The following is a 23,486-nucleotide window of genomic DNA, read 5'->3' as shown; positions in this document are numbered from 1 at the left end:
GGTTTTGGGCAAAAACAAACCCGCCGCGACTTTCTCGAAAGAAAGTGCGACGGGAATGTAGAAGAAAAGCGAAAGATTAACGCTTGGAGTACTGCGGAGCACGACGTGCCTTGTGCAGACCAGCCTTCTTACGCTCAACTGCACGTGCGTCACGGGTCAGCAGACCAGCCTTCTTCAAGGCAGTGCGGTCAGCTGGGTTGTAGACGTTAAGTGCACGGGCAATAGCCAGACGCAATGCGCCGGACTGACCGGTTGGGCCACCGCCGTTGACGGAAACCTTCATGTCGAACTGGCCTTCGCGATCAAGCAAGGTCAGTGGCAGAAGGACGTCCTGCTGGTGCAGCTTGTTCGGGAAGTAATCGTCCAGGCTACGGCCGTTGACGATGATTTCACCGGAACCAGCGACCATGCGTACGCGAGCAATTGCGCGCTTACGACGACCAACGGTCTGGATTGGGCCCTCGTGCAGGACAGGAGCGTCAGCTTCGGTCTCTGCTTCGGTTGCCTCTGGAGCAATGGAATCACCAATGGTGTTGGTGAACTCTTCGGTTGCAGCAGCTGCAGCAGCGATGTCCGCTGCGTCAGCTACGTTGTTCTCGAGGTTCTCGTTTTCAGCCATTACTGTGCCACCTGCTTAAGCTCGAAGGTCTCCGGCTTCTGACCGGCGTATGGGTGCTCTGCACCGTTGAAGACGTGAAGCTTCTTAGCAGAGGAACGGGAAAGCTTGTTGTGTGGCATCATGCCAACAATTGCTTCTTCGATTACGCGCGCTGGGTTTGCGTCCAGGGACTGGCCCAGGGTCATGGTGCGCAGACCACCCGGGTAACCGGAGTGGTGGTAGCGCTTTTCACGGTCGCGCTTGTTAGAAGAAACGTGAATCTTTTCAGCGTTGATGATGATGACGTGGTCACCACAGTCAACGTTTGGTGCGTACTGAGGCTTGTGCTTGCCACGCAGCATATCTGCCACGGTGGAAGCAAGCTTGCCCAGCACCACATCAGTTGCGTCGATGACGTACCACTTACGGGTAATGTCACCGCTCTTTGGGTGGAAAGTAGACAAAATGACTCCTTGGAGTTGTCTCTGGGGGCTGCCGGCCAGCGCTACGTGCTCACACACAGTCACGCAGCGGCCGGTGGAGACCTGCAGACCGTGCGTCGGCTCAAGCCGACAAAGCACACAGGGGATCTAGCATAATCGCCGATACCCAGAAAACCAAAACACACCAGTCGCGCAGAAGTGCATTGCTTTTCGATGCCAAGCCCCTGCATCGACAAGCGCACTGTGCCCTGCGCAACCGGTGTGTTATCCCGCCTGGGACACTGTGGTTTATGTGGTGAGGCTTTATCCCCAGCTTGCTGCCGCGCGACGGTTGACATCGCTCATGCGGTCATTGGACTGCGACACGGTATTGGAGATGGTAGCCAGGACCGTGTTCAGCTCGGCTGCGGCGTTATCCCACTTTGCCTGCGCTTCATTGTATGCGGCGGCGGATTCGCCCTCCCACGTTGCGGCCATGGGTGCGATGACACCTTTGAGATCATCGAGCAGACCGTTGATGCGCGACGAGGTGGAGTTGATGTCTGCGGCAGCGTTAGAGATAGCGCCGAATTGGTACTTGATTTCGCTCATGATGGTGATTCCTTCTCGTTGTTGTCTTGGTGGTTAAAGGGCGAGTCCGCCGCCGACGTTGTTGAAGGCATCCTGGTTCTGGGCCTCCACCGAGTCGAAGTTGCGGGCGTTGGCGCGAATATTTTCGCTAATTGAGGTCAATGCTTCTTGCAGTTGCTGCGCGGATGCGTCATAGCGATTCATCAGGTTGTCAAAGGACACCTGCGCCGAGCCGGTCCAGCTGGCTCGCACTTGGTCAACAACGCCCTGCAAGCGGGTTAGCTCCGCTGCGACTTCATCATTGGTGGTGTCGACGCGCCCGGCGGTCGCGACCATTACTTCTGCTTCGGTTTTAAACATTTGGCTCATGGGTCTATCCCCTTCTGTGGGTACTAAGTCGGCATGAAAGTGTCCATCGGAAACGGCCGTCTATCCGGTGACCGTGCTTCCTTAACTACATTGGACTGGCACTTTTCCCCGAAGGTTCCGGCTCGAATTATGCCGCTTTTTCAATCGACTCCGCCGCCATGCGGCAGGCTGCGCGCTGGGCCATGCTGGGCTCGGTGCGGGTGTGGCAGCCTAATGAGACTTGTTGTCCATCATCGACCCACGTGGTCCACTTGACCTCGGAATCATCGCCAGGCCTTTCGATATAGGTCAGCCGCCCGTTGGCTTCATGCGGGTCGGACAAGGTTTCATCCGTATCGATTTGCGCGCGAATCTCCGCAAATAACGCGTTGACGGGCACTGCGTAGAGCGGATCCATGACCATGATGATGCGCAAGTTGGGATCTTGGCCGGTGGCGGTAACTAAACCGTCTTCCTCGGTATGGGTAAACCCTTCTGGAAGTACGACGCGGAGTCCGCCAGCTTCAATAGTGTGGTGCACGGGTGCGGCAGCGGACGAGGTCGAGGTCGATGGTGTGCTCGCGGCGTGTGCCGTGGGAGTTGCCGCGATGGATGTAGAACTTGCTGATGCTATTTCTTCGGCCGGTTGGGAGGGGCTGCGAAACAGTGCCCAAATAATGACTGCGATGATGACGACTAACAGAGCTAGCAGCGCGACGAGACCTTTGCGCTGGGCAGTCTGCGATAATAGGGATTCATCCTCGTCGGAGGGGCGAATAATATCCGCGGTGTCAGGCTCCGGTTCTACGGCTGTGTCATAGTGGCGTGGCAGTTCGGCGGGTTCTTCATAGCGGGCCGGGGCGCCGGCGGGTTCATGCTCGGCGATGACGACATTGTGAACTTGTAGTTGTCGGCGAATAATTTTAACGGCCTCGTGCGACATCGGCCCGCCGGAATAGTCCGCCACGACGGCCACGGTGACCTCGGGCCACTGCGCGGGCAGCATCTTTTGGGCTTGATCCATCACTCCGGACAGCGCCCAGCCTTCGACGACGGCGGTGCCGGGAAGGTCGTAGCGATAGATGGCTTCAGGACCTTCAAATATGGTGGCGGTATCTAAGACCGTAATGGTGAGATCAACTGTGGTCGATTCATACAGTGACATCTTTTATCCTTCCACTTCTTCACTCATCACCCGCGGCAGCGCTGCTTGGCACAGCCCTACTACTTCCCCGCCGACGGCTAATTGCCCGCGGCCTGGTGGTTGGGCGGCAGGTTTAATGCCGAACATGGTGCCTTCATCGCGTGGCGAGTCCATGACAAAGACCGTCGGCTGGGTATCACGCAGTTGCGATAAGAATTGCCCAAAAAGCGCGCGACCCATGCCGCCGGCTTTGCGCGCGACGACGAGGTGCAATCCGATATCTCGGGCGTGCGGGAGTAGTTCCACCAGTGGCGCTAGGGCCATTTCGCTAATCAAGTCGAGATCATCGATGACCACGTAGATATCCGGTCCTGTCCACCAGCTGCGTGCTGCCAATTCCGCAGGGGTAATCTCCGGCCCCGGTAAGCGGGATTTTAACGTCGTGGCGCAATCGCGCAGTGCTTTCTCCGTGGCGGCGGATGTGGCAGCATAGGCGGCGATCATCGCCTCATCGACGGTGCCGAGGTGGCTGCGGCGTTCATCGATAAGCACAATGCGTGCCTCCGCTGGGTCCTGTGCCGCAATGGCCTGTAAGAGAGTGGCAAGCACCGTGGTTTTGCCGACACCGGAGGTGCCCACCACCACGAAGTTGCTGCGGGTATCCCACCAGTGCGTGTCCAGATCGCGCCCTCCGACAGCCCACGGAATCAGATGCGCATCGGTGCCTGGGTGAAGTGATTCCACCGGCAAATGTTGCGGCAGCATTTTCAGCGCGGGAACTGGCTGGGCGTCGGCCCACATGTGCTCAATGTGCGCGAGATCTTGGCGCGAGGTGCTGGCGAATAAGAAGAATTCACCCTCTGGGGTAATGCCCCGGCCCGGCGCGGAGGGTAATTTTTGTTGCTTTTTGCGATCGAGGAGCGAATCCATCGGCTCGCCGAGTTTGAGCTCCAAGCGTTCGGAAATCAGGTCGCGGATTGCCGGGCGCAGGGTGGTCCACCGCGGCGTGGAGATAAGCACATGCACCTGCGCGGATGGGCCATCAGCGGCAATTCTGGTGATGGCGTCATTTAAATCTTCAAAATCAGCGCCGGCCGTGCCAATTGCGTGCCAGCCGTCGATGACTAAGAAGGTATGCCGAGTCTCTGGCGTTTCGATGATTCCGGTGACTTCATCAACGATGCGCCGGACTTTCTCCGGTTCGTGGCGCCCAGCAACGGCTGCGACATGCGGTAGGCGTTCCAAGCCACCTAGTTGCCCGCCGCCAAGGTCGATGACATAAAAGCGCAGGAAATCTGGCGAATTCGCTGAGGCAAGAGCGGCGACCATCGTACGCAATGCCATGGACTTTCCAGACTGCGGACCGCCGCACAGTGCCAGGTGACCGGAGGTTAAATCCACCAGCAGCGGGTCTTGGCGCTGGTAATAGGGCCGGTCGATAATACCCATGGGCGCGTGGATGCGGTGTTCAGTGCCGCTGACAAAGTCCGCAGCGACCGCGGACAGTTCAATAGCGGGCGGTAACGGTGGCAGCCACACTTGGTGCGCGGCTTGCCCGCGCGCTAAAGCTTCCGTGCGGGTGGCAGTGACTACCTCATCCAGCAGGGTCGTGGAATTATCCACATACGTATCGACGGTGCGCTCAGCGGGGATATCGCTCTCCCACCCCGTAAATTCCTTAATGCCGAGGCGATTGTCTTCATCGTGGTCCAGGCTGGCGGATTCGCGGACGATGCCGCCGGAGACATAAAAGGCTTGGAACCTGGCCAGCGCATCGGCATCTGTTTTCAAATACCCAGAACCCGGTTCACTGGGCAGATGGTAGGCATCCGGCACGCCCAACACTTGGCGTGATTCAACAGCGGAGAAGGTCTTTAGGCCCAAGCGATAAGACAAGTGCGAATCCAGCCCGCGCAGTCTTCCTTCTTCTAAACGCTGCGAGGCGAGGAGCAAGTGCACATGCAAGGAGCGGCCCAAGCGCCCGACGGCCACGAAAAGCTCCGCGAAATCTGGGTGTTGCATGAGCAATTCTGAAAACTCATCGACCACGATAACCAAAGCCGGCAGCGGGTCTAAATCCTCGCGGCCGTGCAAGCGCGCCGTGGTGTAATCGGTGACATTGGCGAAGTTGCCCGCCTCCCGCAAGATTTCTTGCCGGCGGTTCATCTCCCCGGAAATCGCGTCATACATGCGCTCCACCAGCGCGGACTCGTCTTCGAGGTTGGTAATGACCGCTGCTGTGTGCGGAAGCAGGTCGCAGCCCAAAAAAGTCGCACCACCTTTGAAATCAACGAGCACATAATTCAGTTCTTCCGGGCTATGCGTGGCAGCCAGGGCTAAGACGATCGTGCGCAAGGCTTCGGATTTAAACGAACATGGGTTGTGAGTACAATAGGGGTAGACTCTGGGGTTGCGCCTAGGGGGCAGAGATCCTCAGTGTCCACAGCACGGAAAGTGTTAGAGAAATAGAGATACGATTGGTGAATGGAACATTTCCTAGACTTTGCAGGCTGGTGGACAACCGAAAGGACTAGCGTCTTAATCAACGCATCTATCGCTCTAATCGCCCTCGTTTCCCTCCTTGTAGCACGGCGTTCGTTACGTCTAAATAGGCAGATCAACATTAACGCCAATCGGCCAATGATGATGGCTCAAATCTTGATGCCAGATTATGCAAAAGAAACTTTACGTCTAATGGTTTCTAATAGAGGAAAGTCTGTGGCAAAGAACGTAAAGGTTACGTTTGAACCAGATCTTCCTAGCACAACCGAACAGAATGGAGCCGCCGTTGGAGGTTTCCATTACTCACCAGTAAGACGCGCCAAATCGATTTTCAGCAACACAGTCTTTTCCACTTGGGTTCCCGGCCACCAAGTAGACGTTGCATATTGGCTACAACCTGATGAAAAGCTCTTGGATGGCAATTTAATTTCGAATTCTGCCGAGGGCGTGCCCGCAAAGCTGTTCGTCCTACTGGAGTACGATGATGAGCTGAACAACCACTACTCAGAACATTTTGAACTGAATGTTCGCAGCGTAATTGGCTCGGATTTTCGGACCAATAGCACTTCAACCAATGGCCAGTTCAACTTTGAGAAACAGCTTTCCAAGGATATACAAGAAAACAATCGCATGCTTGGGAGGATTTCCCGGAAACTCTGAGAACCATCCGCGTTTCCGCACATCAAAATCCCACCACCCCTCTTTCGGAGGAACAAATTTAAGCCGCAACGCGCTCAGAGCCGATTACTGCTCATCGAAATTTAAAACAACCGCTTTCAAATTTGAATGGAGCAAGGTAATTGACGAAGCCAAAGTTTACGCCCTATAAGGCGGCCAAAGAGTACACCCCAATAGGGCAGTTTTAGAATTACTGTCAGAGTCAGAAGGCGTTGGCACAGATGACCCCCGGTGACCAGGGATGTGACGACGGCTTCTGAACACCATCCGGTCAGTAGTCATATGCACTAGGCTGAAAATGTCAGAAGCTGAGTGGGAACAGGCCTGAGCACAGGAACGGGCAATCGCTAGGTTGGCTGAGCACGAGAAAGTCGGAGTAAGCACTGCTGATGCGGTCGCCGAAGAGCTGGGGATGTCCCGGCGACAGATATACCGACTTCTTACACGCCACCGCGAGGGTTCAGGGGTAGTAACTGATCTGCTCGCGGATTTTCCCGCGCGGTGCGCAGCTTGTCCCCGCTGAGCAGTGGTGGCCGGCTTCCCGTGCGGCCACGAGCCCAGGCAGCCTCCAGACCGGCGTGTCTCCGCTCCCGGATCAGATCACATTCAAACTCCGCCGGGCAGGAAGATGTGGAACACTTTTCGGCCCCCGGAGGATGAGGTGCCGGTGTTTCCTGCATCGATCGAAACTCCACTCCTCTCGTTGTGCTGACGACAGAGTGCCCCTCGGGGTTGCCAGCCAGATGATGGCTGACCAACGCCTGACTCATCCCGGTGGCCTCATGGAGCTGGCGGTTGGTCATCGACGTCTCCGCCAAGGTGAGCAGGATCGTCAACCGGTTTTCATCCGACAGTGCGGACAGAGTGGGCACGAGTAACTGGGCCCGCTCGGCGGGACTGAGATCCGACGCGGGGATGGATAAGGAAATCTCTGTAAGCACACTCCGATATCAACAAGCGCGTACTTGCATTTCAAGCAATGGTTTGAACGTCGGGAAAGAGGCCCCTTCCGGCCTTTCCCGAGCGCCTCACTTTCAAGGAAGTGGGACACCATCAATGACAATGGATTGAAAAGGTGCTGTTGCAAAGTTGGGCCAGGGCACGATGTTTACCTACGGGCACCCGAACCCAGACGCGGTGATCGTCAGCCGGATATTCGAGACAGCTTAAGCACCCCGGAGCAAGGACAACTAATGTCTTGAGGTTGGGCTTTTCGACCCTGGCCCAACTTTGCAACAGCACCACGTAGGTAAAATAACGGGTTAAGTGACAATTTTCGATTTTGTGACCTTGGATGACTGTGTCGTTTTGAGGAGTCGTCTGCACGGATTTCAGAAGTCCTCTGCACTATCGCCATCCACTCCGGAGAGGCCGCGGGCGTTCGTCCACTTCATCTGGAACGCGACTCGACAGAGCACATCCAATAGGATGGTCTTTTTCTCCCTGCGAAGGATGGGGGCAGTTTAGGATGCCAGGGTGTTGACCAGATCGAGGAATTCCTCAGCGTAGGCAATTTGCTTGCGTAGCTTTTCGTAGCGGGTGCGCGTCTCCTCACGAATGCCGGCAAGGGTGGCCTTGGCATTACTCCGTGCCTGCTGTGCGGGATCACTGTCCTGCACGCCATCCGAACTATGAAGAATCTCCGCAGCTTCCAGGAATTCCCGCATCTGATCCAGAGTAAACCCCAGCGGTTTCATCCGTCGCACCAGCAAAACACGACGTACATCAGCCTCACTATAAAGCCTGAACCCACCAGGGCTACGCCCCGATGGGCTAATCAGGCCGACGTTGTCATAATGACGCAAGGTGGGAATCGACAACCCCGTCTGGTCAACGACCTCGCCGATCTTGAAATTACTGTTTTGCATTGCCTGTTCTCCTTCACGGTGATGTTGCCCACGGGTTCCTGTGCCTGGGTTGGCGGTTGAGCAAAACTCCCGCTACCATAACCACCATCACCAACCCTAAAGCTACTAGAGGGTTGGATTCCTTTCGGGCGTTCGCCCAGTTAACTATCCCCTCAAAGATTGGACATCTATGACTGAAACTAGCACGGTGGCTCCGCGCCCCCAATCTGATCCGGAGGGCACCGACGCCCCCAACGGAGTCGTCGCATCCTTCCGCTACGCGTTCTCCTCACTCACCCGCCTCCGCAAGGAGGTCCTGGCCGGCCTAGCCGTCGCACTCGCGCTGATCCCTGAGGCGATCGCCTTTTCCATCCTCGCCGGTGTCGACCCAGCCGTCGGCTTGTTCTCCTCGGTGGTCATGTCGATCGCGATCGCCTTCACCGGTGGCCGCCCGGCGATGATCACCGGTGCTACCGGTGCGATCGCCCTAGTCATTGCTCCTGTGGCGCGTGATTACGGGATGGATTATTTCATCGCCACCGTCCTGCTGGCCGGCGTCATCCAGATCGTGATGGCTTTGCTGGGGGTGGCGAAACTCCAGCGGTTTATCCCTAGGTCGGTGATGCTCGGCTTCGTCAACGCACTGGGAATCATGATCTTCACCGCCCAGCTCGAGCACCTGATCGACGTGCCCTGGATGGTCTACCCCCTGGTGGGCCTGGGCGTGTTGATCATGATCTTCTGGCCGAAGGTCACCGGGGTGATCCCGGCCCCGCTGATCACGATCATCGTGGTGACCGGCCTGGCCATTGTTGCCGGCTTCACCGTCCCGACGGTCTCGGACATGGGCCAGATGCCTGAGTCCCTGCCGGAACTATTCATCCCGAACGTGCCCCTCACGCTGGAAACCCTCCAGATCATCGCCCCGTACGCCCTGGCCATGGCGATCGTCGGCATCATGGAATCGTTGATGACCGCCAAGCTCGTCGACGACATCACCGACACCCACTCCGATAAGACCCGCGAAAGCTGGGGCCAGGGTGTCGCGAACATCACCTCCGGCTTCTTCGGCGGCATGGGTGGCTGCGCGATGATCGGCCAGACCATGATCAACGTCCGCGAATCCGGCGCACGCACCCGACTATCCACCCTGCTCTCGGGTGTCTTCCTGCTCATCCTCGTCCTGGCACTAGGCGATATCGTCGGAATGATCCCCATGGCCGCCCTGGTCGCGATCATGATCATGGTCTCGGTCGGCACCGTGAACTGGCATTCCGTGCACCCACGCACACTCAAACTCATGCCGGTGAGCGAAACCATCGTCATGGCCGTGACGATTATTGCCACCCTAGCCACCCACAACCTGGCGATTGGTGTGGTCCTGGGTGTGGTCACCGCGATGATCATGTTCGCCCGCCGGGTGGCCCACTTGGTTCGGATCGAGATGGTTCGCGAGCTCGACGTGGACCGCGACGGCACGATCGATATTCGCACCTACCGGGTCTCCGGACAGCTGTTCTGGGCATCAAGCAATGACCTGGTCTACCAGTTCGACTACACCGATGAAGCCGACCACATCATCATCGACATGATGATGGCCGAGATCTGGGACGCCTCCACGGTGGCCACCCTCGATTCGATCACCCAGAAATTCCAGGCCAAGGGTAAAACCGTAGAGATCATCGGCCTCGACGGCCCGAGTGAACGGCGCCTGGAGCAGCTCTCCGGCCGCCTCGGCGAAGGCCACTAGACCAGCCCGTACCGACCGTAGAGATGAGGTGTCTCGGCTCTGGGGCATTGAGACAATGTGTAACCAAAGTGCCCCTAGTGGGGTGAGTGTGAGACTGCGCAGCACGAGAAGGTAAGAACGAAGCGGCACACGTGTCTAGGCACGAGTGCCGCTTCAAAACGTAGTTTAACCCCACCTGACCTGCAATGCTGTACATCGCCGATGAACAGCACCGCAATGAAGAGGTAGTCGCAGTCAGCCAAGGACACGGGCAGAATCCGGGCGCAACCCGACAGTACGTTCCTCCACAGCTGGGTCGAACACCAGTCACAAGACAGGCAGTGAGCGCCTGGTTTCCTTCTTTTAGTTTTCCGCGGTTATACCTCTATATACGGGGACCCTTCAAGACGGTCCCGCACATGCCGCCATGTCGCTGTGCTGCGGTAGGACGTCAGCGTCCGGTGAGCAGTTTCCGCCCATCCTCGCGCAGTTCACCAGTGGGGGAAACGTGCCGGTAGAGAGTTTGGCGGGTGATGTCGAGTTCTTTGCAGAGGGCTGCGACGCTGGTCTCGGGCTGCCCCATCGACGCCATCGCCAGGCGCACCTTCGCAGGGGTCATCTTGTGGGGACGTCCCCCCTTACGTCCGCGAGCCCGGGCCGATTCCAAGCCAGCCTTGGTGCGCTCGGAGATCAGTTCGCGCTCGAACTCGGCGAGTGCGGCGAAAATGCCGAAGACAAGCTTGCCCTGAGCCGAGGTCGTATCGATCGCCGCGCCCTGACCGGTCAGCACTTTCAGCCCGACACCGCGGGCGGTGAGGTCGTGGACAATGTTGACCAGGTGGCGTAGATTCCGGCCCAGCCGATCCAGTTTCCACACCAGCAAGGTATCGCCGGGACGCAGTGCTTTCAGACACGACGCTAATTCCGGGCGGTCCTCTTTTTTACCGGACGCCTTGTCCTCATAGATGTGTTCGGGATCAACGCCGGCGGCAAGTAGGGCGTCACGCTGTAAATCAGTGGATTGTGACCCATCCGCTTTTGAAACCCTCATGTAACCAATCAGAGCCATAGCTATTTCCCATCACTTATACGAACGTTTACGTGACACTTTTTTAGCATGTGCCCACGTCCACAAAAATTGTCACTTAACGCGTTATTTATTCTACGTTACGTGAACGGTATGAAAAATAAGTAAAGTGACTAAAATTTGGTTGGGATACCTAGGTCCCCAAAATTGTCTCGGACACTTTGCACATACTTCTCATTTTTTCGGCGAAGAGCGACGATGAAGTTAAATAGACGGCGGGCCATCTCCGGATCACGTTGGGCTTCCTCGATCGCGTCGGTAAGTGCCGGCCACAATTCCACCCACGCACTTACCGGGGAAGGTCTCATTGATCGCGGGCGCCCGGGATGAACCTCCACATCGGGTTCGGGAAGAAACAAGGCGGCCTGCTGGCCCCGTCCGATAAGGTCGGACGACTCGAGAAGACGCATCGCGGTTGCGGCCGCCTCAAGAACCCTGCTTTACCCGAACACGGGTTGTGGCTACCATGATGGAAAACTACGGGGATTAGGGGGATACGGGGGCTACTTATGCTCAAATCCTAGATTTTTCAAAAAAGACGTTAATGGGTCTTTACCAATTAATACGTTTTTTGGATTTTTTGGCTAAAGGCCGAAAACATCCCCCGTAGCCCCCGTATCCCCCTAATCCCCCTAAGCCTTCAACGTCTTGCCATATCTAATATCGAAAAGTACTTGCCCTGACGCTGTACGCCGCGTACAATAGATGGCGAACAAAGTGTTCAATCCCACCTTCCGGATGTGGAGTGTCCGGCAAGGCTTAGATAGTCCACGACACCTCGCCGAGACTGACCAGCTGCAGTCGCCAGAGACGAGATGGAAAAGTGCAGCTGCTGCGGGTGATTCCCCACCCCGGAAAAGCGGGATAGCTGTCGGATGAAATAGGGGCACCTACCGGGCGAAAAGTGCGGGATCCTTACGTACTTAGGGATTTCGTCGTGCCTTCAACAATTTCGCCCGATCAAGAATTTTTCACTACCGCGGAAGCGGCGCAGCATCTTCACTGCAGCCCTCGCACGCTGGAAAAGCGCCGTAGTAACGGCCAAGCACCAGCGTTTATCAAGGACGGCTGGTCCGTCCGTTACCGTCGCACCGACCTAGACGCTTACCTCGCCAGCACGGGGGGCTTCGTCCATGGGCCTGTCACCGACGATGCTGTCGTTGCCAAGATAGTGGATTCCGCTCCGCTCTTCACTGAAGAGCAGCGTCAGCAGCTCCTAGCCGTGCTAGGAGGAGTTGCTTAATGAGCGCAAAAGAAAATGTCCCCACCACCGCTAGCGAGGACATTCAAAATCAATTAACTGACACCGATACTACAAGAGCTACCGTCGATAGCACAACCTCTAGTAAAGATTTAGACTCCAGTGCTTTGCTATCCGCCGACCATCTCGCGGAGATGCGTGGCTCAGCGGTCTCAGATGAGGTCATCGCCAGTAGTAGCGCGTACACCGCCTACGAAAAGGACGATCTGCCAGAACCACTGAAGTGGATCGCCAACTTTGAGAATGCACTTCCGGCGCTGGTCTACCCGCTCGAAGAAGCTGGTAAAGGAACAACCTGGCAGGTCAAGCCCCAGCCCAGTGCCGTAAAGTTCGCAGACGGCAGGACTCCGAAATACATCTGTCCCGCCAAGAACTCCGGTTATCCCACACCCGCGTTAGTTGAGCGACGTGCAGTAAACGATAAAACCCGCCGTGTGTTGCTCGTCGAAGGCACGAAACAGGCCCTGGCCGCGCTGTCTGCGACTGACCCCGGCACTGCCGTCTACGGGCTGACAGGTATTACGTCTTGGCGGGGCGGTGTGGATGGCCCAAGCCCTGCGTTCCAGCTCGTCGATGGCTTCCCCACCTACATCATCGCCGATGCCGATGCAGCGACTAACCGCATGGTCTACGACGGCGCCGAAGACCTAGGCACCCTTTGCCGTCAGTGGGGCGCGAGTCCCGTCCGCTTCGTCAACGTCCCCGGCGGCGGAAAGCAGGGTCTCGACGACGTGCTCGCCGTTATCTCCGACGACCGTCGGGAGGACATGCTGGAGTTGTGGATCAAGCAAGCAGGCGACAAACCTTGCAAAAAGCGTCCGGCGCAAACGCAAACGAACACTGCTTCTACCATGCAGACAGAAAGCAGGAAGCCGTCTGTGGACTCTGATCTGGACGCTGAGTTCTTCCATGACGCGGTAGATCAGGCTGTGTACAACAAGTATGCAGGCACAAAGCTATTTAGGTCCGGCGACAAGCTCGTCGCTTTGGAAACACGTGATGACCGCAAACAGTTGGATGTCGTGGAAATCCCTTACGCCATCGACCTGGCAGCTCAGGCCATCCGTGTAAAGCAGGCCATGACGAAGAAGACACGGGTTCGTGCACTCACGAACACTGAGGCCGGGATCATCTTCAACAAATCGCGCTCGTCCAAATACTCCAACATCAGGGGTATCACCGAGACCCCTGTTCTTTCCAAGGAAGGAACGATCGTTTGCCAGTCCGGGTACGACCCTGAGACAGGTCTTTACGTGGATTTGTCGGATAACCTGGAAGGGTTTAGCGTGCCCGAGGCTCCCACCCACTGCGACGTCCAGGCTGCGCGCGAGTTGCTGGAGGAGGCTTATGCCGACTTCCCATTCAAGAAAGAAGCCGACCGCACACGCGCGCTCGGTATGCTGCTCACCCTGCTCGTGCGGCCTGCATGCCCTACCGCGCCTATGCACGTCGTCACGGCAAATAATCGCGGTACGGGTAAAGGTCTACTGCTCTCTATAACGAGCCTTATCGCAAGTGGTCATGACGCACATCTACAGAAGCTCCCCTTCCACGACGAGGAAATGGAGAAGCTACTCTACTCTGCGCTTTTGGCTGGTCGCACCCAGCTGATGTTCGACGAGGCCGGAGAAGGGCTAGAAAGTCTGGCCCTGGCCTCTATGCTCACAGGCACGCACTTCGGCGGACGTATCCTCGGTGAGTCAAAGCACGAGCTGGTGGTAAATTCTGCTTGCGTTTTTGCCGCTGGCAACAATGTCGCAGTTAAAAAAGACCTGGCACGCCGCAGCATCATCGTTGAGATGGAGACGCCCTTGGCGAATCCTGAGGCACGCGACGACTTCCAGCACCCCGACCTCAAGGCGTGGGTTCGTGAGAACCGAAAGGCTCTCCTGCAGGCCGCGTTCACGCTAATCCGCGCATGGATCGTCGCAGGTAAACCTGGGCCTATCACCGGGCAGGACACCGGTAGCTTCAACGAGTGGTACGAGGCAGTAGGTGGGATTCTCGCGTTCGCTGGACGCGCCGACCTTATGGAGGGAGTGCGCGAGCAACGGGAAAGGCGCAATGAGAGTGATCAGGAAGACCTCGCCCACATCGACTGGCTGTATCGGACCTTTGATAGTCCGTTCCGTGCGTTCGACGCGCAGAACGCAATTCAGGAGTCTCAAATCAATGGCGAATTTGTACCTCTCCCATCTGACCTCCAGTCTCCTTCCGAAGCGACCGCCCAGCGGTTAGGCCGGTTTTATACAAAGATGCAGAACCGTACGATCGGTGGTTATGTCATGAAGGTCGTCAGGATGCTCAATCACACTAACCTCTTCGATATTGTGCACGTCGGTCCTGATGATGGTGACGACGGTGGCAACGGCGGTGGTACGCCACCGCCACGGCCGCCTGCGCCACTAACAGAAGACACCGGAACCACCGTCGTATTTGACCTTGAGACTGGAGACGCGGACGACCTTCACGTCACAGAAGTCCCTGGTTTTGTGCGTCTCGCCACGTACTCCGTCAACGGCGCCGAACCGGTTCCCACGACCGACATTGCTGGCGAGCTGATTCCACTGTTGGAGAAGGCTGACACCATCGTCGGCCATAACGTGCTGCAGTATGATCTACCAGCCTTACAGCGCCTCTACGGCCTGGACGTCAAAGCGTTGATCAAGGCTGATCGTGTGCGTGACACACTAGTGATGGCACGTCTTAGAGCTGGCGGAGATAAGAACCTCAAGTACGACCTCGATAAAGTCGCTTCCCGGTGTGGCGTGGACGGCAAACTGCTTGCCGACGGTGAAACGGCACTGAAAGCACTTGCTAAGCAGTTTGGTGGTTTCGATAAAATCCCAGTAGATAACCCCAACTATGTTGAATATGCCCTGCAAGATGTACGCGCCAATGTTGCAGTCTACGAAAAGCTGCTCACCTCTGTCGGTAAGGAGATCAACCAAGACTATCTACGCCTCGAGCACGCAAAGATGCACGCCTTGGCCGTTGTCGAAGCTCGTGGTATCCGCGTAGACACCTCTAAAGTTGACCAGTTTCTCGCAGAAGAAGAACAGACGAAGGGCGAGATTCGCACTTGGCTCATCGACACCGTAGGCATCCCCGACGAGGGGAAGTCTCCATGGGCTTCAGCAGCTGGCAAGCAGGTCATTGCTGATTATCTCAGCCAGTTCAACGTAGCCGCACCGCGCACGTCTAAGGGCAGTATCAGCACCAGCACGAAGGCGCTAAATGAGCTTGCAGAAAAGCACCCTGATGTACCGGAAGTCGTCGAGTTAGCCGCGAAGATGGAAACGCTGCTGCATGCTTCTACCCCGGCCTCGACGATTAATAGATATTTGCGTGGAGACCGTGTGTATCCCTCGATTAAGTCGATCCAAGCCACGGGCCGCTTGAGCACAACCAAACCCGGCATGACGGTCTTTGGTTCTCGTGGGGAGTGGCTTATCCGTCAGCGTGAGATGATCCTGCCGGACAGCACCGATGAGGCGCTGGTGTCTGTCGATTTATCTCAGATTGACGCGCGCTGTATGGCGGCGGGCAGCGGTGACGCGAACTACGCACAACTATTCACACCCGGTCGTGATGCACATACCGAGATGGCTCTCAGAGTCTTTGGCGATGCCAGCCGACGAAGTGATGCCAAGGCACTTGCACACGCTGCTAACTACGGCATGGGACAGAAAAGTTTTGCACAGCATGCGGGCATCTCAGAGGTCGAAGCAACCAAGCAGTTGGAGCGACTGCACTACGAGTTTCCTGCTCTCGAGAAGTTCAAAGATCACTTGCGCAAGCACGCTGCAGCACATGGCTGGATTCCCACCGGCTTTGGTCGCCGTGTGACTGTGGACCGTGCAAAAGCCTACACGCGAGGACCTGCTGCCTATGGGCAAGGCACAGCGCGCGACGTGTTCCTTGAAGGTGTTTTGAACCTCCCCGCAGAGGTGCTTGAGATGGTCAGAATCTTTGTCCACGACGAGATCGTGCTTTCAGTCCCACGCGACCGAGCAGAAGAAATTAAGCACACAGTAATGGGTGCGTTCCAGGCCGTCGAGCTGCCCAACACGGGTGGCGTGGACGTGCCCGTCCTATCTGACTCAGCAGGCCCTGCGGAGTCCTGGGCTGGGTGCCAGGACAATTGACAAATGAGCACGCTACAGAAACCACGAGGCCCGCCACAAGGGATCGGCGTGGACATAGTCTCCACCCGATGCCCTCCCCCATAAGACAAGCCTCAAAAGTAAGGAGAAAAGTAATGGGCAAAATAACTTCCACGGTGACCGAGAGCGTGACCGGAATCCGACATAAAGAGCCCGTGGCGCCCACAACAGCTGGCGTACTCAGCATCGACTGGCAGCAATTGGCTGCACAAGCCAAACAGGCAGAAAAAGACATGCACGAGGTGGCAGAGACGGCTCTCGCTACCTCGACCAATCACGACGTGCGAGGCGCCGCCAAAGACATCATCGAAATCTCGCAGTGTGAACGCTGTGATGCTAAGAACCGTCACCGCCAGCAGCCTGCAGTGAACCGAAATATGACCCCAGCGGGGTCTACGTCAAAAGACCAAAACGACATCGAGATGGAGTTCTAAGAAATGGCTACGAAGAAGTCAAAAATCGAAATCGCGCTTGAGCGAATTGAGTCTGAGAAAAGAGCTCGCGAGGAAGCCAAGCGGCGGGAGAAGGAGCAGCAAGACAAGCTCAACCAAGAGCTTGGCCGTGTGCTCTCCGATGCCGCCGCGAAGCCCGATTCCGAATGGGCGGAGTACCGCGACCACACAGTCGCGGAGTTACTCACCGCACTGGGGCTGGAGGTGGTTGGAAAACCCACCTCCGAAGCCCCTCGGGGTGAGTCGGAGCCAGCGGGCGTGCAGCCGCCCGCTGGAGATTCTGGCCAGTCAACAGACTGGCCAGATTAGGGGTCAAGGGGAAGACCCCTTGCCAGCCAGCCCCCTGCCCGGCGCCAGTCGGGTGAGCGCAGGAGGTGCTCAGGGTGATGCTGGCCGCCCCTTATTTGGAGCCGACTTCGACTACCACCAGTGCTCACGGATTACGCAGTAATCAGTGAGACGGAGGTAGCTCGAAGCGTGGGAGAAAGAAGGGGCTATCTCCCAGCTCGTGTAAGCGAGTTGGGAGATTTACAGAACGTAAAGATATACGAACAGAAAGATACGATGAAATGAAACTAGACGGACCTGTCGAGAAGCGATTGACTTTGCGACTTAATGCCGAACAGTGGCATATCGTTAGCGAAGTCGCTAAGCGCGCCAACCTGTCCCCAGCAGAGGTCATGCGGGGAGCTATCCACACCCTAGCTGACCGACTGCCGCGAGGGTGGGAGCGTCGGATCAATGACCCACCGCAAGAGTTTCAGAACAACGTGAGGCGATTGTGGAAAGAGATCAATCGTATCGGCGTGAATCTCAACCAGCTCACACGGCGGGCGCACGCCTCTGGCGACGACGGGTTGATAGCCCTCATATCCCAGGCTCAGGCAGACTTTAATCACCTCAAGAATACGGTGAGTAGCTATGTCAATTACAACCGTTGATAGATCAAAAAGTCTGTCTTCGCCTGTCGTATACGCGGTCTATGGCAACCGTACGAATGCAAAGAGCGGTCAAGTTCGCGCTACGGCATTGACAGTCGTTTGCGGCAGCGAAATGGACAACGACAGCGACGGCCGCTGGGCCGGAATCGAGTTCGTCGAATCTGGCCGTGACATCATAAATAATTACAGCAACCGCAGTAATAGGGCCATTACTCTAGTTCAGTCCTGGTCGCGCGACGAGCTGCACCGAGATGATCCGTCCCATGTCGAGAAAGCCAACGCGATGGGTACAGATTTAGCGCAGCGGCTGGCGCCCGACACACCTTTCGTCGTTGCCACCCATACCGACAGCAAATCCGGTTGTGTGCACAACCACCTAATTCTGCTTAACCACGACCTAAGTTCTGGTAAGGCCGCGCCTAAACGCGCCGGCAATTGGCACGCAGTCAAAGTAGTCAACGATGACGTGATGCGCGACTGGGGTATGAGGAGATTGGAGCCAGAAGGCTTCGTCAAGCTCCGGCGTGCCGAACGCATGGCGATCCGAGACGGTAAAAGCATTGACTCGACTGGCCTAGGAATCAACGACCTGACGGGCGATACCTGGGCTGATTATCTTCGCAAGCGCGTCGATGAACTAATCGCAGATGACCGCGTCCTCAACGCCCCGGATGGGCTTGATAAAGCGCACGACCTGGCTGTCGATTACAACCTGTCGCTGAAGATGATGGACGACGAACTCAGCATCGGACTGGTCGATGACAACGGCAAGGACATGACGTACACAACACGCACCCCGAAGGGTAAGAGCCGTAAGCGCAAAGCAGCAGACGCGGGCTCGAAATTCGGCCCTGGCTACACCACCAGTGGTCTGAGCGACCGTATTGCAGAAGCACAAGCACAGCTGGCGGCAGCCATTGCTCGACAGACACGCATAGACCGAATTAAACACCTCAACAAAGAAAGTGAAAAAGACAGTGAATCAACCAATGACCGGGCATCAGCAACAAACCCTAGAGACATATCTCGACGAAAGCCTAGACCCCATCTTGGAAGCCTTGGAGACGATGCAGAGTCAACGTACGAAGGACTCAACCAAGACAGCAGCAGCGCTCAAAGCAGTGAGCGAGTTGGAAACCAAGATCCAATCCATCGCAGCGTCGGAGAAGGAACTTCTGAGGTTATCCGGGCAGCAACAAAAGCTCGGCGAGCAGCTGAAAAGTCTAGCTCAAACCACCGTCGGGACGAAGGAGTACGACCAGGCGCAGCGGGCGGTCGCAGAGACCATCAGCAGTCTGGTAAACATGCTGACGGACATGGCCCCATCGATGAAAAGTATCCAGAAAACACTCGGCGACCTCGCGGCGATGTACCGCGCAACGCTGGAGGTCGCGAAGCATCCGGTGAAGCTCAGCGACGAAAGCGCCAAGAGCGTCTCGCGAGGCTTAACCAGGCAGCTAACTACGAGCCTGAGTTCTGACCTGAGGCCACTGGTCAACGAGTCCTTCAAAAGCGTCCAGGACAGCTTAGACAGCACTGTCAACGCAGCCGTGAACCGGCTGGAACGAGAGCGTGCGCGTCTGTCGAAGGAGCTGGAAAAGGTGACCACAGAGCGACAGAAACTAGCCGAAGCTATACAGAAAGACACGGAAAGGATGGAGAATACCAAGAGGTTTGCGCTGTGGGTAATCATCGCGGCCCTGCTGGTAGGAGCGGGACTCACAGCTATCGGGGCGTTAGGCGTGGGGGTAATGCAGTTCCTGGGTCTACCCGACGGTGTGGGCACGCTCTGGGGACACGTCACGGCGGCCGAGACCTGGTACTCGACGGTCGGCTGGCTCGCGGTCACGTTAGGTACTATCGGCCTGATAGTCAGCCCCATGGTCTACGTCGCATCGAAGCTAGCGGGCGACGACTAGCGAGACCCCCGCGCAACTGGAAGAGAATCAAGTAGGCTGCCGGGCTTCCCGGCAGCCCTCTCACACCGCAGTACGTGCGGTCCATCGCATACGGCGGTTCCTAATTTCAATGTATCGGCAATAATCCAATGTCCCTAACGGTTCCTCCAGGTCTGAGACACTCTGGACGAATTCGGACTTCGTTGCCTCAGTCGGGACACAGCCCAAGAAAGTGTCAAGCAGTACCCGCCACCCGGTGCGGTGTGTAGCCACATGCTCCTCTCCACGGCTAAAGTCAGGGTTTCTCAATCTATTTTCGATAAAGAATCTTCTCCAGTTCGTCTTCGGGACTCTCGATACCGCGCAGCGCCCCAGTCAGCGGGTCAGCCCTGTATGGATTCACTGGCTCCTGGTCCAGGGAGACCTTCTCGTCTACTTCTACACCATTAAGCTCGTAAATTGCGCACCAGAATCCACGGATTGCACGAGCGCGGGCTTTGAGTGGGCGCGGCTTTCGCTCAGCATTTACGAGCTTGCGCTGCAACTTCTCCCATGCTTGGATTTCTTTCTCGACCTTATTCATCGCTGCCAAACTCCTTCAGTGCTCGATAGACGGTTTGCCGTGAGACGTTGAAAGACCTCGCAAGAGCAGAAACGCTCTCGCCTGACTGAAACAGCTGGTTAATCTGCTTTTTCTGCTCCAGGTTCAGTTTCGGCTTAGGGCCTCCCACTCGCCCCTGTGCCCGTGCATGGGCCACCCCCTCACGTGTGCGTTGGATCAGTAGCTCACGCTCCCACTCGGCAAGGCTCGCCATGACGTTCACAACTACTTTGTCTGCTGGACGGGAGGTGTCGAGAACAGGCTCCAGAACGCGAACGTTGATGTCCCTCTCGGCAAGGTTTGCGATTGTGTTGACGGTTTCCGCGAGGTTGCGACCCAAGCGGTCCAGACGGGTAACAACCAGGGTATCATCGGCACGCATATACGACAGGGCGGCATCGAGGCCGGGGCGCTGCCACTTGGTTCCGCTGATCGTGTCAGTGTAAAGATAATCGGGGTCACAGCCGGCGGCCACAAGCGCTTCACGCTGGGTATCGAGAGACTGGCCCTGCCTAGCGGTAGAGACACGGGCGTAACCAATGAGCACGAGTTACTCACCCAATTCGTCTTCTTCAGGTGTGTTGTCACGAGACACAGCATCAACGAATGCCTCGCGGAACTCGTTCATACGGTTCTCTTCGTTGAAGAACGGCAGCCCAACGATTCGGTAGTTTGTGTTGTCGACGTAGACCTTATGCGGAATCGCGTTAGCTTCCAGTGAAAGCAGGAAATCTTCCTTCCATTGGTCGGTACCGAGGAGGTGTTTGCCCTTAGGCTCGATGTAGATCTGCTGTTGTGAAAAGCTTTCATCCTTTTCTCGCAGTAGAAGAATGTAGTCAGGCTCAAACCGTTCACCCGTCTCGAAAGAGTAAATAGAGAGAGGCGCGAAACGTTCGTTACGAATGAGATAAACATCCTCGTAGTCACGTTTGAGGTCTTCGACGACTGTGGAGAAGTATTTGACGAACGCTTTCTCTTCGCTGGTCCCGAAATTGTCGTTGAAGACATACCAGTCCGCGTCCGCTAGCTCCAAGTAGTTCGAATCGGAGGCGTCGCTGGCTTGGCTGTCGCCAAGTCCCCCCTTGACGGGCTGGGTGATCTGGAGACGCTTATCCCGAAGAATCTCGCTGACTCGCTTGGCTTCGAACTCTGTCGTGCCGCGATAGGCGATCTCGATGGTTTGGAGATGGTTTGCAACTGCTTCGAACACCTTATTCAACCCGACAATGAGGTCTGTAGCGCTCAAGTTACTGTGATCACTCTGGAAAACAATCTCTGTCTTGCCAAGATAGCTTTCGGAAGTGACAAACTCATTGATCGAACTCAATTGAGGGAAGTAGTGGTGCAGGACGCTGAAGCGTAACGCATCAAACCTTGCGAGCGTTCCGAGCACGACGTTGCTCGGAATATCTCGAATCTTAAGGCAAATGCTGCTGCTAATGCGACCGCCTGCGCTCGCTTTAACAGGCTCGTCTGAGCCAAAGAGGCTGAGCAACCGAGACGGTGTTTGCCGGACATCGACTCGATATTGTGCAGACTTGATGCGGTTATCGAGCTCCGTGACAGTATTTCGAGAAACTTCTACGCGTTGGTTGCTGAACAGTTGGGCATTATGGAAGAAGTCGGTCTTCTTGAAGATGTCCTTCAGCTCGTAAGTAACCTTAGTCGCTCCCTCTGCTAGCAGACCCGTACCACGGAGTGCAAGACGTAGCTCAGTGATGTATTTGGAGTCTTGCTTAGAGTGGTAAAGCAGCGTTTCAAGCAGGCGGTAAGGACTGTTGAGATCGTTGTCGTATTTGCGAATAAAGGCTGCTTCTGGCTCTCGTTCGATGTCCTCGGTCTCGAGAAGGAAGGGGAAGTAACGAGCACCACGCCCGATGAGCTGTGCCTCCTTTATGGTGTATGCACTTGGCTTGCCAGCCTTGCCGCCTTGTCGAGTCTCATAGAGTCGCACGATGTCGTACAGATTGAGAACATCCCAACCCTCATTGAGCATGTCAACCGTGAAGATGATGCGATACGGATTGCTAGGATCTTCCAGGGAGTTGACCGCAATCTGCTTCTTGGTGGAGTTATCAGTCTTGCGGTTCATGATGATGGCGTTTTCTTCGCTGAAACCCTGCTGAATGCTCAGACACAGTGACCTCAAGCTCGGATCCTTAGCCTGGAAATACTCGATTGCCTCTTGCACGAGACCATCGCCACCAAGTTTTAGGATATCGTCCGGCGTTAATCGCTGTAAACGTGGGAAAAAATCGTCGTAAAAGGCTTGAGAATCATCGACACGCTGAGATTTCAGCAGAACGACAGGTTTAACAGCAACTCCGGCATCGGCGAAAAGACCGCGACGGTATTCAGACATCAGAAGAGCCTGAAGTGTCCGGCCCCAAGGATCCAGCGTGGATTGGAAGTTCTGGAAGTCCTTGGTATAGCCCGATTCTCGGAATCTGGCTAGCGGGTAGTCAAAGACGATCTTGTCTTTGTACTTGGCGAGAATGTTCTTGTCACGCAAATCAACGGTGGCAGTAAATTCCAAGAGAACGTTGTCCCGATTACCCAAGAACGCAGTATTAACCGTGTACTCCCAAGAGCGGTCTTCAGACTCTTCGGCCTTGCTTGCTTTTTTCGTACGGGTGTTGACATGGTGAGACTCGTCGGAGATCAGTATAACTGGCACATCTTCAAAGTCTTCGATGGTCAGGGAATTTTCTTTAGGATTAAAAAAATCTGATTGAAGCTTTTGAGTCGTCGAGAAACAGAGATTGATCGCATCAGGATTGGCACTTGAGAAGTTTTCAACCTCATTGATGCGAACTCGCACTCCATTAATTTCAATAGTCCTGGCGAACAGATACTTGCTGGACGCACTTTCCAAGAAGTTGGCTCTTGTCTTCTCAATGATGTTGGTCTGGTTAACGAAGAAGAGGAAGTTGCGGTAACCCAAGCTGTAGTAATGCAGGATCAAACCGGCCATCATGACGGTCTTTCCGGAGCCGGTGGCCATGTGGTACAGCAAATGTGTCTGACGGTTCTTCGAAAACTGCGGATTGCCCAAATACTCAATCGTGTTTGAGAACGCATGCTTCTGATACTCGCGCAACACGATGTGGTCACCCAGGTTGTTTTTGATATGCGAAGGCAGTGGGTGTTGCCTACCGAAATCATAGAAAAGATCAAGCTGCTGAAAAAGGAACATGTCCTGCGTAGTCGGCGTAGTCATT

At 56.0% G+C, this 23,486-nt stretch carries 21 protein-coding genes and 2 pseudogenes; 11 read left to right on the top strand and 12 right to left on the bottom strand.

The features are described from left to right. Positions 1 to 76: 76 nt before the first annotated feature. The 6 genes and pseudogenes from rpsI to eccCb form a co-directional block, all read right to left on the bottom strand. Entirely contained in the window at positions 77 to 619 is a 543-nt protein-coding gene (gene rpsI / locus CAMM_RS02770) for a 30S ribosomal protein S9 (protein ID WP_003848220.1), read from the bottom strand. Then, a complete protein-coding gene (rplM, locus tag CAMM_RS02765) occupies positions 619 to 1,062 on the bottom strand; it encodes a 50S ribosomal protein L13 (protein WP_040355917.1) in 444 nt (147 codons plus the stop codon). Before rplM ends, rpsI begins: the two co-directional genes overlap by 1 nt. A gap of 282 nt (positions 1,063 to 1,344) precedes the next feature. Next, complete coding sequence (locus tag CAMM_RS02760) at positions 1,345 to 1,632, bottom strand: WXG100 family type VII secretion target (RefSeq protein ID WP_003848225.1); 288 nt, start codon at positions 1,630 to 1,632, stop codon at positions 1,345 to 1,347. A gap of 33 nt (positions 1,633 to 1,665) precedes the next feature. Further along, complete coding sequence (locus tag CAMM_RS02755) at positions 1,666 to 1,980, bottom strand: WXG100 family type VII secretion target (RefSeq protein ID WP_003848226.1); 315 nt, start codon at positions 1,978 to 1,980, stop codon at positions 1,666 to 1,668. Positions 1,981 to 2,107: 127 nt separating this feature from the next. Further along, the gene (locus tag CAMM_RS02750) at positions 2,108 to 3,124 is read right to left on the bottom strand and encodes a type VII secretion-associated protein (RefSeq protein ID WP_003848229.1); all 1,017 of its coding nucleotides are present in this window, start codon (positions 3,122 to 3,124) and stop codon (positions 2,108 to 2,110) included. Between the two features lie 3 nt (positions 3,125 to 3,127). Further along, positions 3,128 to 5,476, bottom strand: a pseudogene (gene eccCb, locus CAMM_RS02745) (type VII secretion protein EccCb); the annotation flags it as partial. Between the two features lie 111 nt (positions 5,477 to 5,587). Here eccCb and CAMM_RS02740 point away from each other — a divergent pair. After that, positions 5,588 to 6,265 carry a COG1361 family protein gene (locus CAMM_RS02740; protein WP_003848233.1) on the top strand — a complete coding sequence of 226 codons (678 nt, stop codon included), beginning with the start codon at positions 5,588 to 5,590 and terminating at the stop codon, positions 6,263 to 6,265. 370 nt (positions 6,266 to 6,635) lie between these two features. Next, on the top strand, positions 6,636 to 6,806 hold the full coding sequence (locus tag CAMM_RS13220) for a hypothetical protein (RefSeq protein WP_003848234.1): 171 nt from the start codon (positions 6,636 to 6,638) through the stop codon (positions 6,804 to 6,806). Here CAMM_RS13220 and CAMM_RS13050 read toward each other — a convergent pair. Further along, the gene (locus CAMM_RS13050) at positions 6,724 to 7,155 is read right to left on the bottom strand and encodes an ArsR/SmtB family transcription factor (RefSeq protein WP_269472889.1); all 432 of its coding nucleotides are present in this window, start codon (positions 7,153 to 7,155) and stop codon (positions 6,724 to 6,726) included. The genes CAMM_RS13220 and CAMM_RS13050 overlap by 83 nt on opposite strands. 220 nt (positions 7,156 to 7,375) lie before the next feature. Here CAMM_RS13050 and CAMM_RS12845 point away from each other — a divergent pair. Then, a pseudogene (locus tag CAMM_RS12845) lies at positions 7,376 to 7,453 on the top strand (IS6 family transposase); the annotation flags it as partial. A 293-nt stretch (positions 7,454 to 7,746) separates the two neighbouring features. Here the strand turns inward: CAMM_RS12845 and CAMM_RS02715 are convergent. Further along, a complete protein-coding gene (locus CAMM_RS02715) occupies positions 7,747 to 8,151 on the bottom strand; it encodes a MerR family transcriptional regulator (RefSeq protein WP_003848239.1) in 405 nt (134 codons plus the stop codon). A gap of 169 nt (positions 8,152 to 8,320) precedes the next feature. On the opposite strand from CAMM_RS02715, the gene CAMM_RS02710 reads away from it, so the two are divergent. Then, positions 8,321 to 9,880 (top strand): SulP family inorganic anion transporter, encoded by a 1,560-nt coding sequence (locus CAMM_RS02710; protein ID WP_003848241.1) that lies wholly within the window; start codon positions 8,321 to 8,323, stop codon positions 9,878 to 9,880. Between the two features lie 430 nt (positions 9,881 to 10,310). On the opposite strand, the gene CAMM_RS02705 is transcribed toward CAMM_RS02710, so the two are convergent. Continuing rightward, positions 10,311 to 10,928, bottom strand: a complete 618-nt coding sequence (locus tag CAMM_RS02705; RefSeq protein WP_003848243.1) for a recombinase family protein — start codon at positions 10,926 to 10,928, stop codon at positions 10,311 to 10,313. Positions 10,929 to 11,883: 955 nt separating this feature from the next. Here CAMM_RS02705 and CAMM_RS02695 point away from each other — a divergent pair. From CAMM_RS02695 to CAMM_RS12910, 7 genes are all read left to right on the top strand, one after another. Next, complete coding sequence (locus tag CAMM_RS02695; protein WP_040355920.1) at positions 11,884 to 12,189, top strand: helix-turn-helix domain-containing protein; 306 nt, start codon at positions 11,884 to 11,886, stop codon at positions 12,187 to 12,189. Continuing rightward, a complete protein-coding gene (locus tag CAMM_RS02690; RefSeq protein WP_003848251.1) occupies positions 12,189 to 16,355 on the top strand; it encodes a DNA polymerase in 4,167 nt (1,388 codons plus the stop codon). The genes CAMM_RS02695 and CAMM_RS02690 overlap by 1 nt, the downstream gene beginning before the upstream one ends. 113 nt (positions 16,356 to 16,468) lie before the next feature. Next, positions 16,469 to 16,807 (top strand): hypothetical protein, encoded by a 339-nt coding sequence (locus CAMM_RS02685; protein WP_003848254.1) that lies wholly within the window; start codon positions 16,469 to 16,471, stop codon positions 16,805 to 16,807. Between the two features lie 3 nt (positions 16,808 to 16,810). Next, positions 16,811 to 17,134: a hypothetical protein gene (locus tag CAMM_RS02680; RefSeq protein ID WP_003848255.1), complete on the top strand. Its 324-nt coding sequence runs from the start codon at positions 16,811 to 16,813 to the stop codon at positions 17,132 to 17,134. A 260-nt stretch (positions 17,135 to 17,394) separates the two neighbouring features. After that, positions 17,395 to 17,766 (top strand): plasmid mobilization relaxosome protein MobC, encoded by a 372-nt coding sequence (mobC, locus tag CAMM_RS13215; RefSeq protein WP_003848257.1) that lies wholly within the window; start codon positions 17,395 to 17,397, stop codon positions 17,764 to 17,766. Between the two features lie 112 nt (positions 17,767 to 17,878). Then, the gene (locus tag CAMM_RS02670) at positions 17,879 to 19,246 is read left to right on the top strand and encodes a relaxase/mobilization nuclease domain-containing protein (RefSeq protein WP_332068158.1); all 1,368 of its coding nucleotides are present in this window, start codon (positions 17,879 to 17,881) and stop codon (positions 19,244 to 19,246) included. Between the two features lie 121 nt (positions 19,247 to 19,367). Further along, positions 19,368 to 19,685 (top strand): hypothetical protein, encoded by a 318-nt coding sequence (locus CAMM_RS12910; RefSeq protein ID WP_075761512.1) that lies wholly within the window; start codon positions 19,368 to 19,370, stop codon positions 19,683 to 19,685. Between the two features lie 289 nt (positions 19,686 to 19,974). Here CAMM_RS12910 and CAMM_RS02660 read toward each other — a convergent pair whose 3' ends face one another. The 3 genes from CAMM_RS02660 to CAMM_RS02650 are packed head-to-tail and all read right to left on the bottom strand — an operon-like array spanning position 19,975 to position 23,485. Then, positions 19,975 to 20,247 (bottom strand): hypothetical protein, encoded by a 273-nt coding sequence (locus tag CAMM_RS02660; protein ID WP_003848260.1) that lies wholly within the window; start codon positions 20,245 to 20,247, stop codon positions 19,975 to 19,977. Then, on the bottom strand, positions 20,240 to 20,812 hold the full coding sequence (locus CAMM_RS02655; RefSeq protein WP_003848262.1) for a recombinase family protein: 573 nt from the start codon (positions 20,810 to 20,812) through the stop codon (positions 20,240 to 20,242). Before CAMM_RS02655 ends, CAMM_RS02660 begins: the two co-directional genes overlap by 8 nt. A gap of 3 nt (positions 20,813 to 20,815) precedes the next feature. After that, positions 20,816 to 23,485, bottom strand: a complete 2,670-nt coding sequence (locus tag CAMM_RS02650) for a DEAD/DEAH box helicase family protein (RefSeq protein ID WP_003848263.1) — start codon at positions 23,483 to 23,485, stop codon at positions 20,816 to 20,818. Position 23,486 lies beyond the last annotated feature (1 nt).

It is taken from the genome of Corynebacterium ammoniagenes DSM 20306, from assembly GCF_001941425.1.
GTDB lineage: Bacteria > Actinomycetota > Actinomycetes > Mycobacteriales > Mycobacteriaceae > Corynebacterium > Corynebacterium ammoniagenes.
The sequence above is the reverse complement of the archived record's forward strand: the minus strand, read 5'-3'. Positions and strand labels throughout refer to the sequence as shown.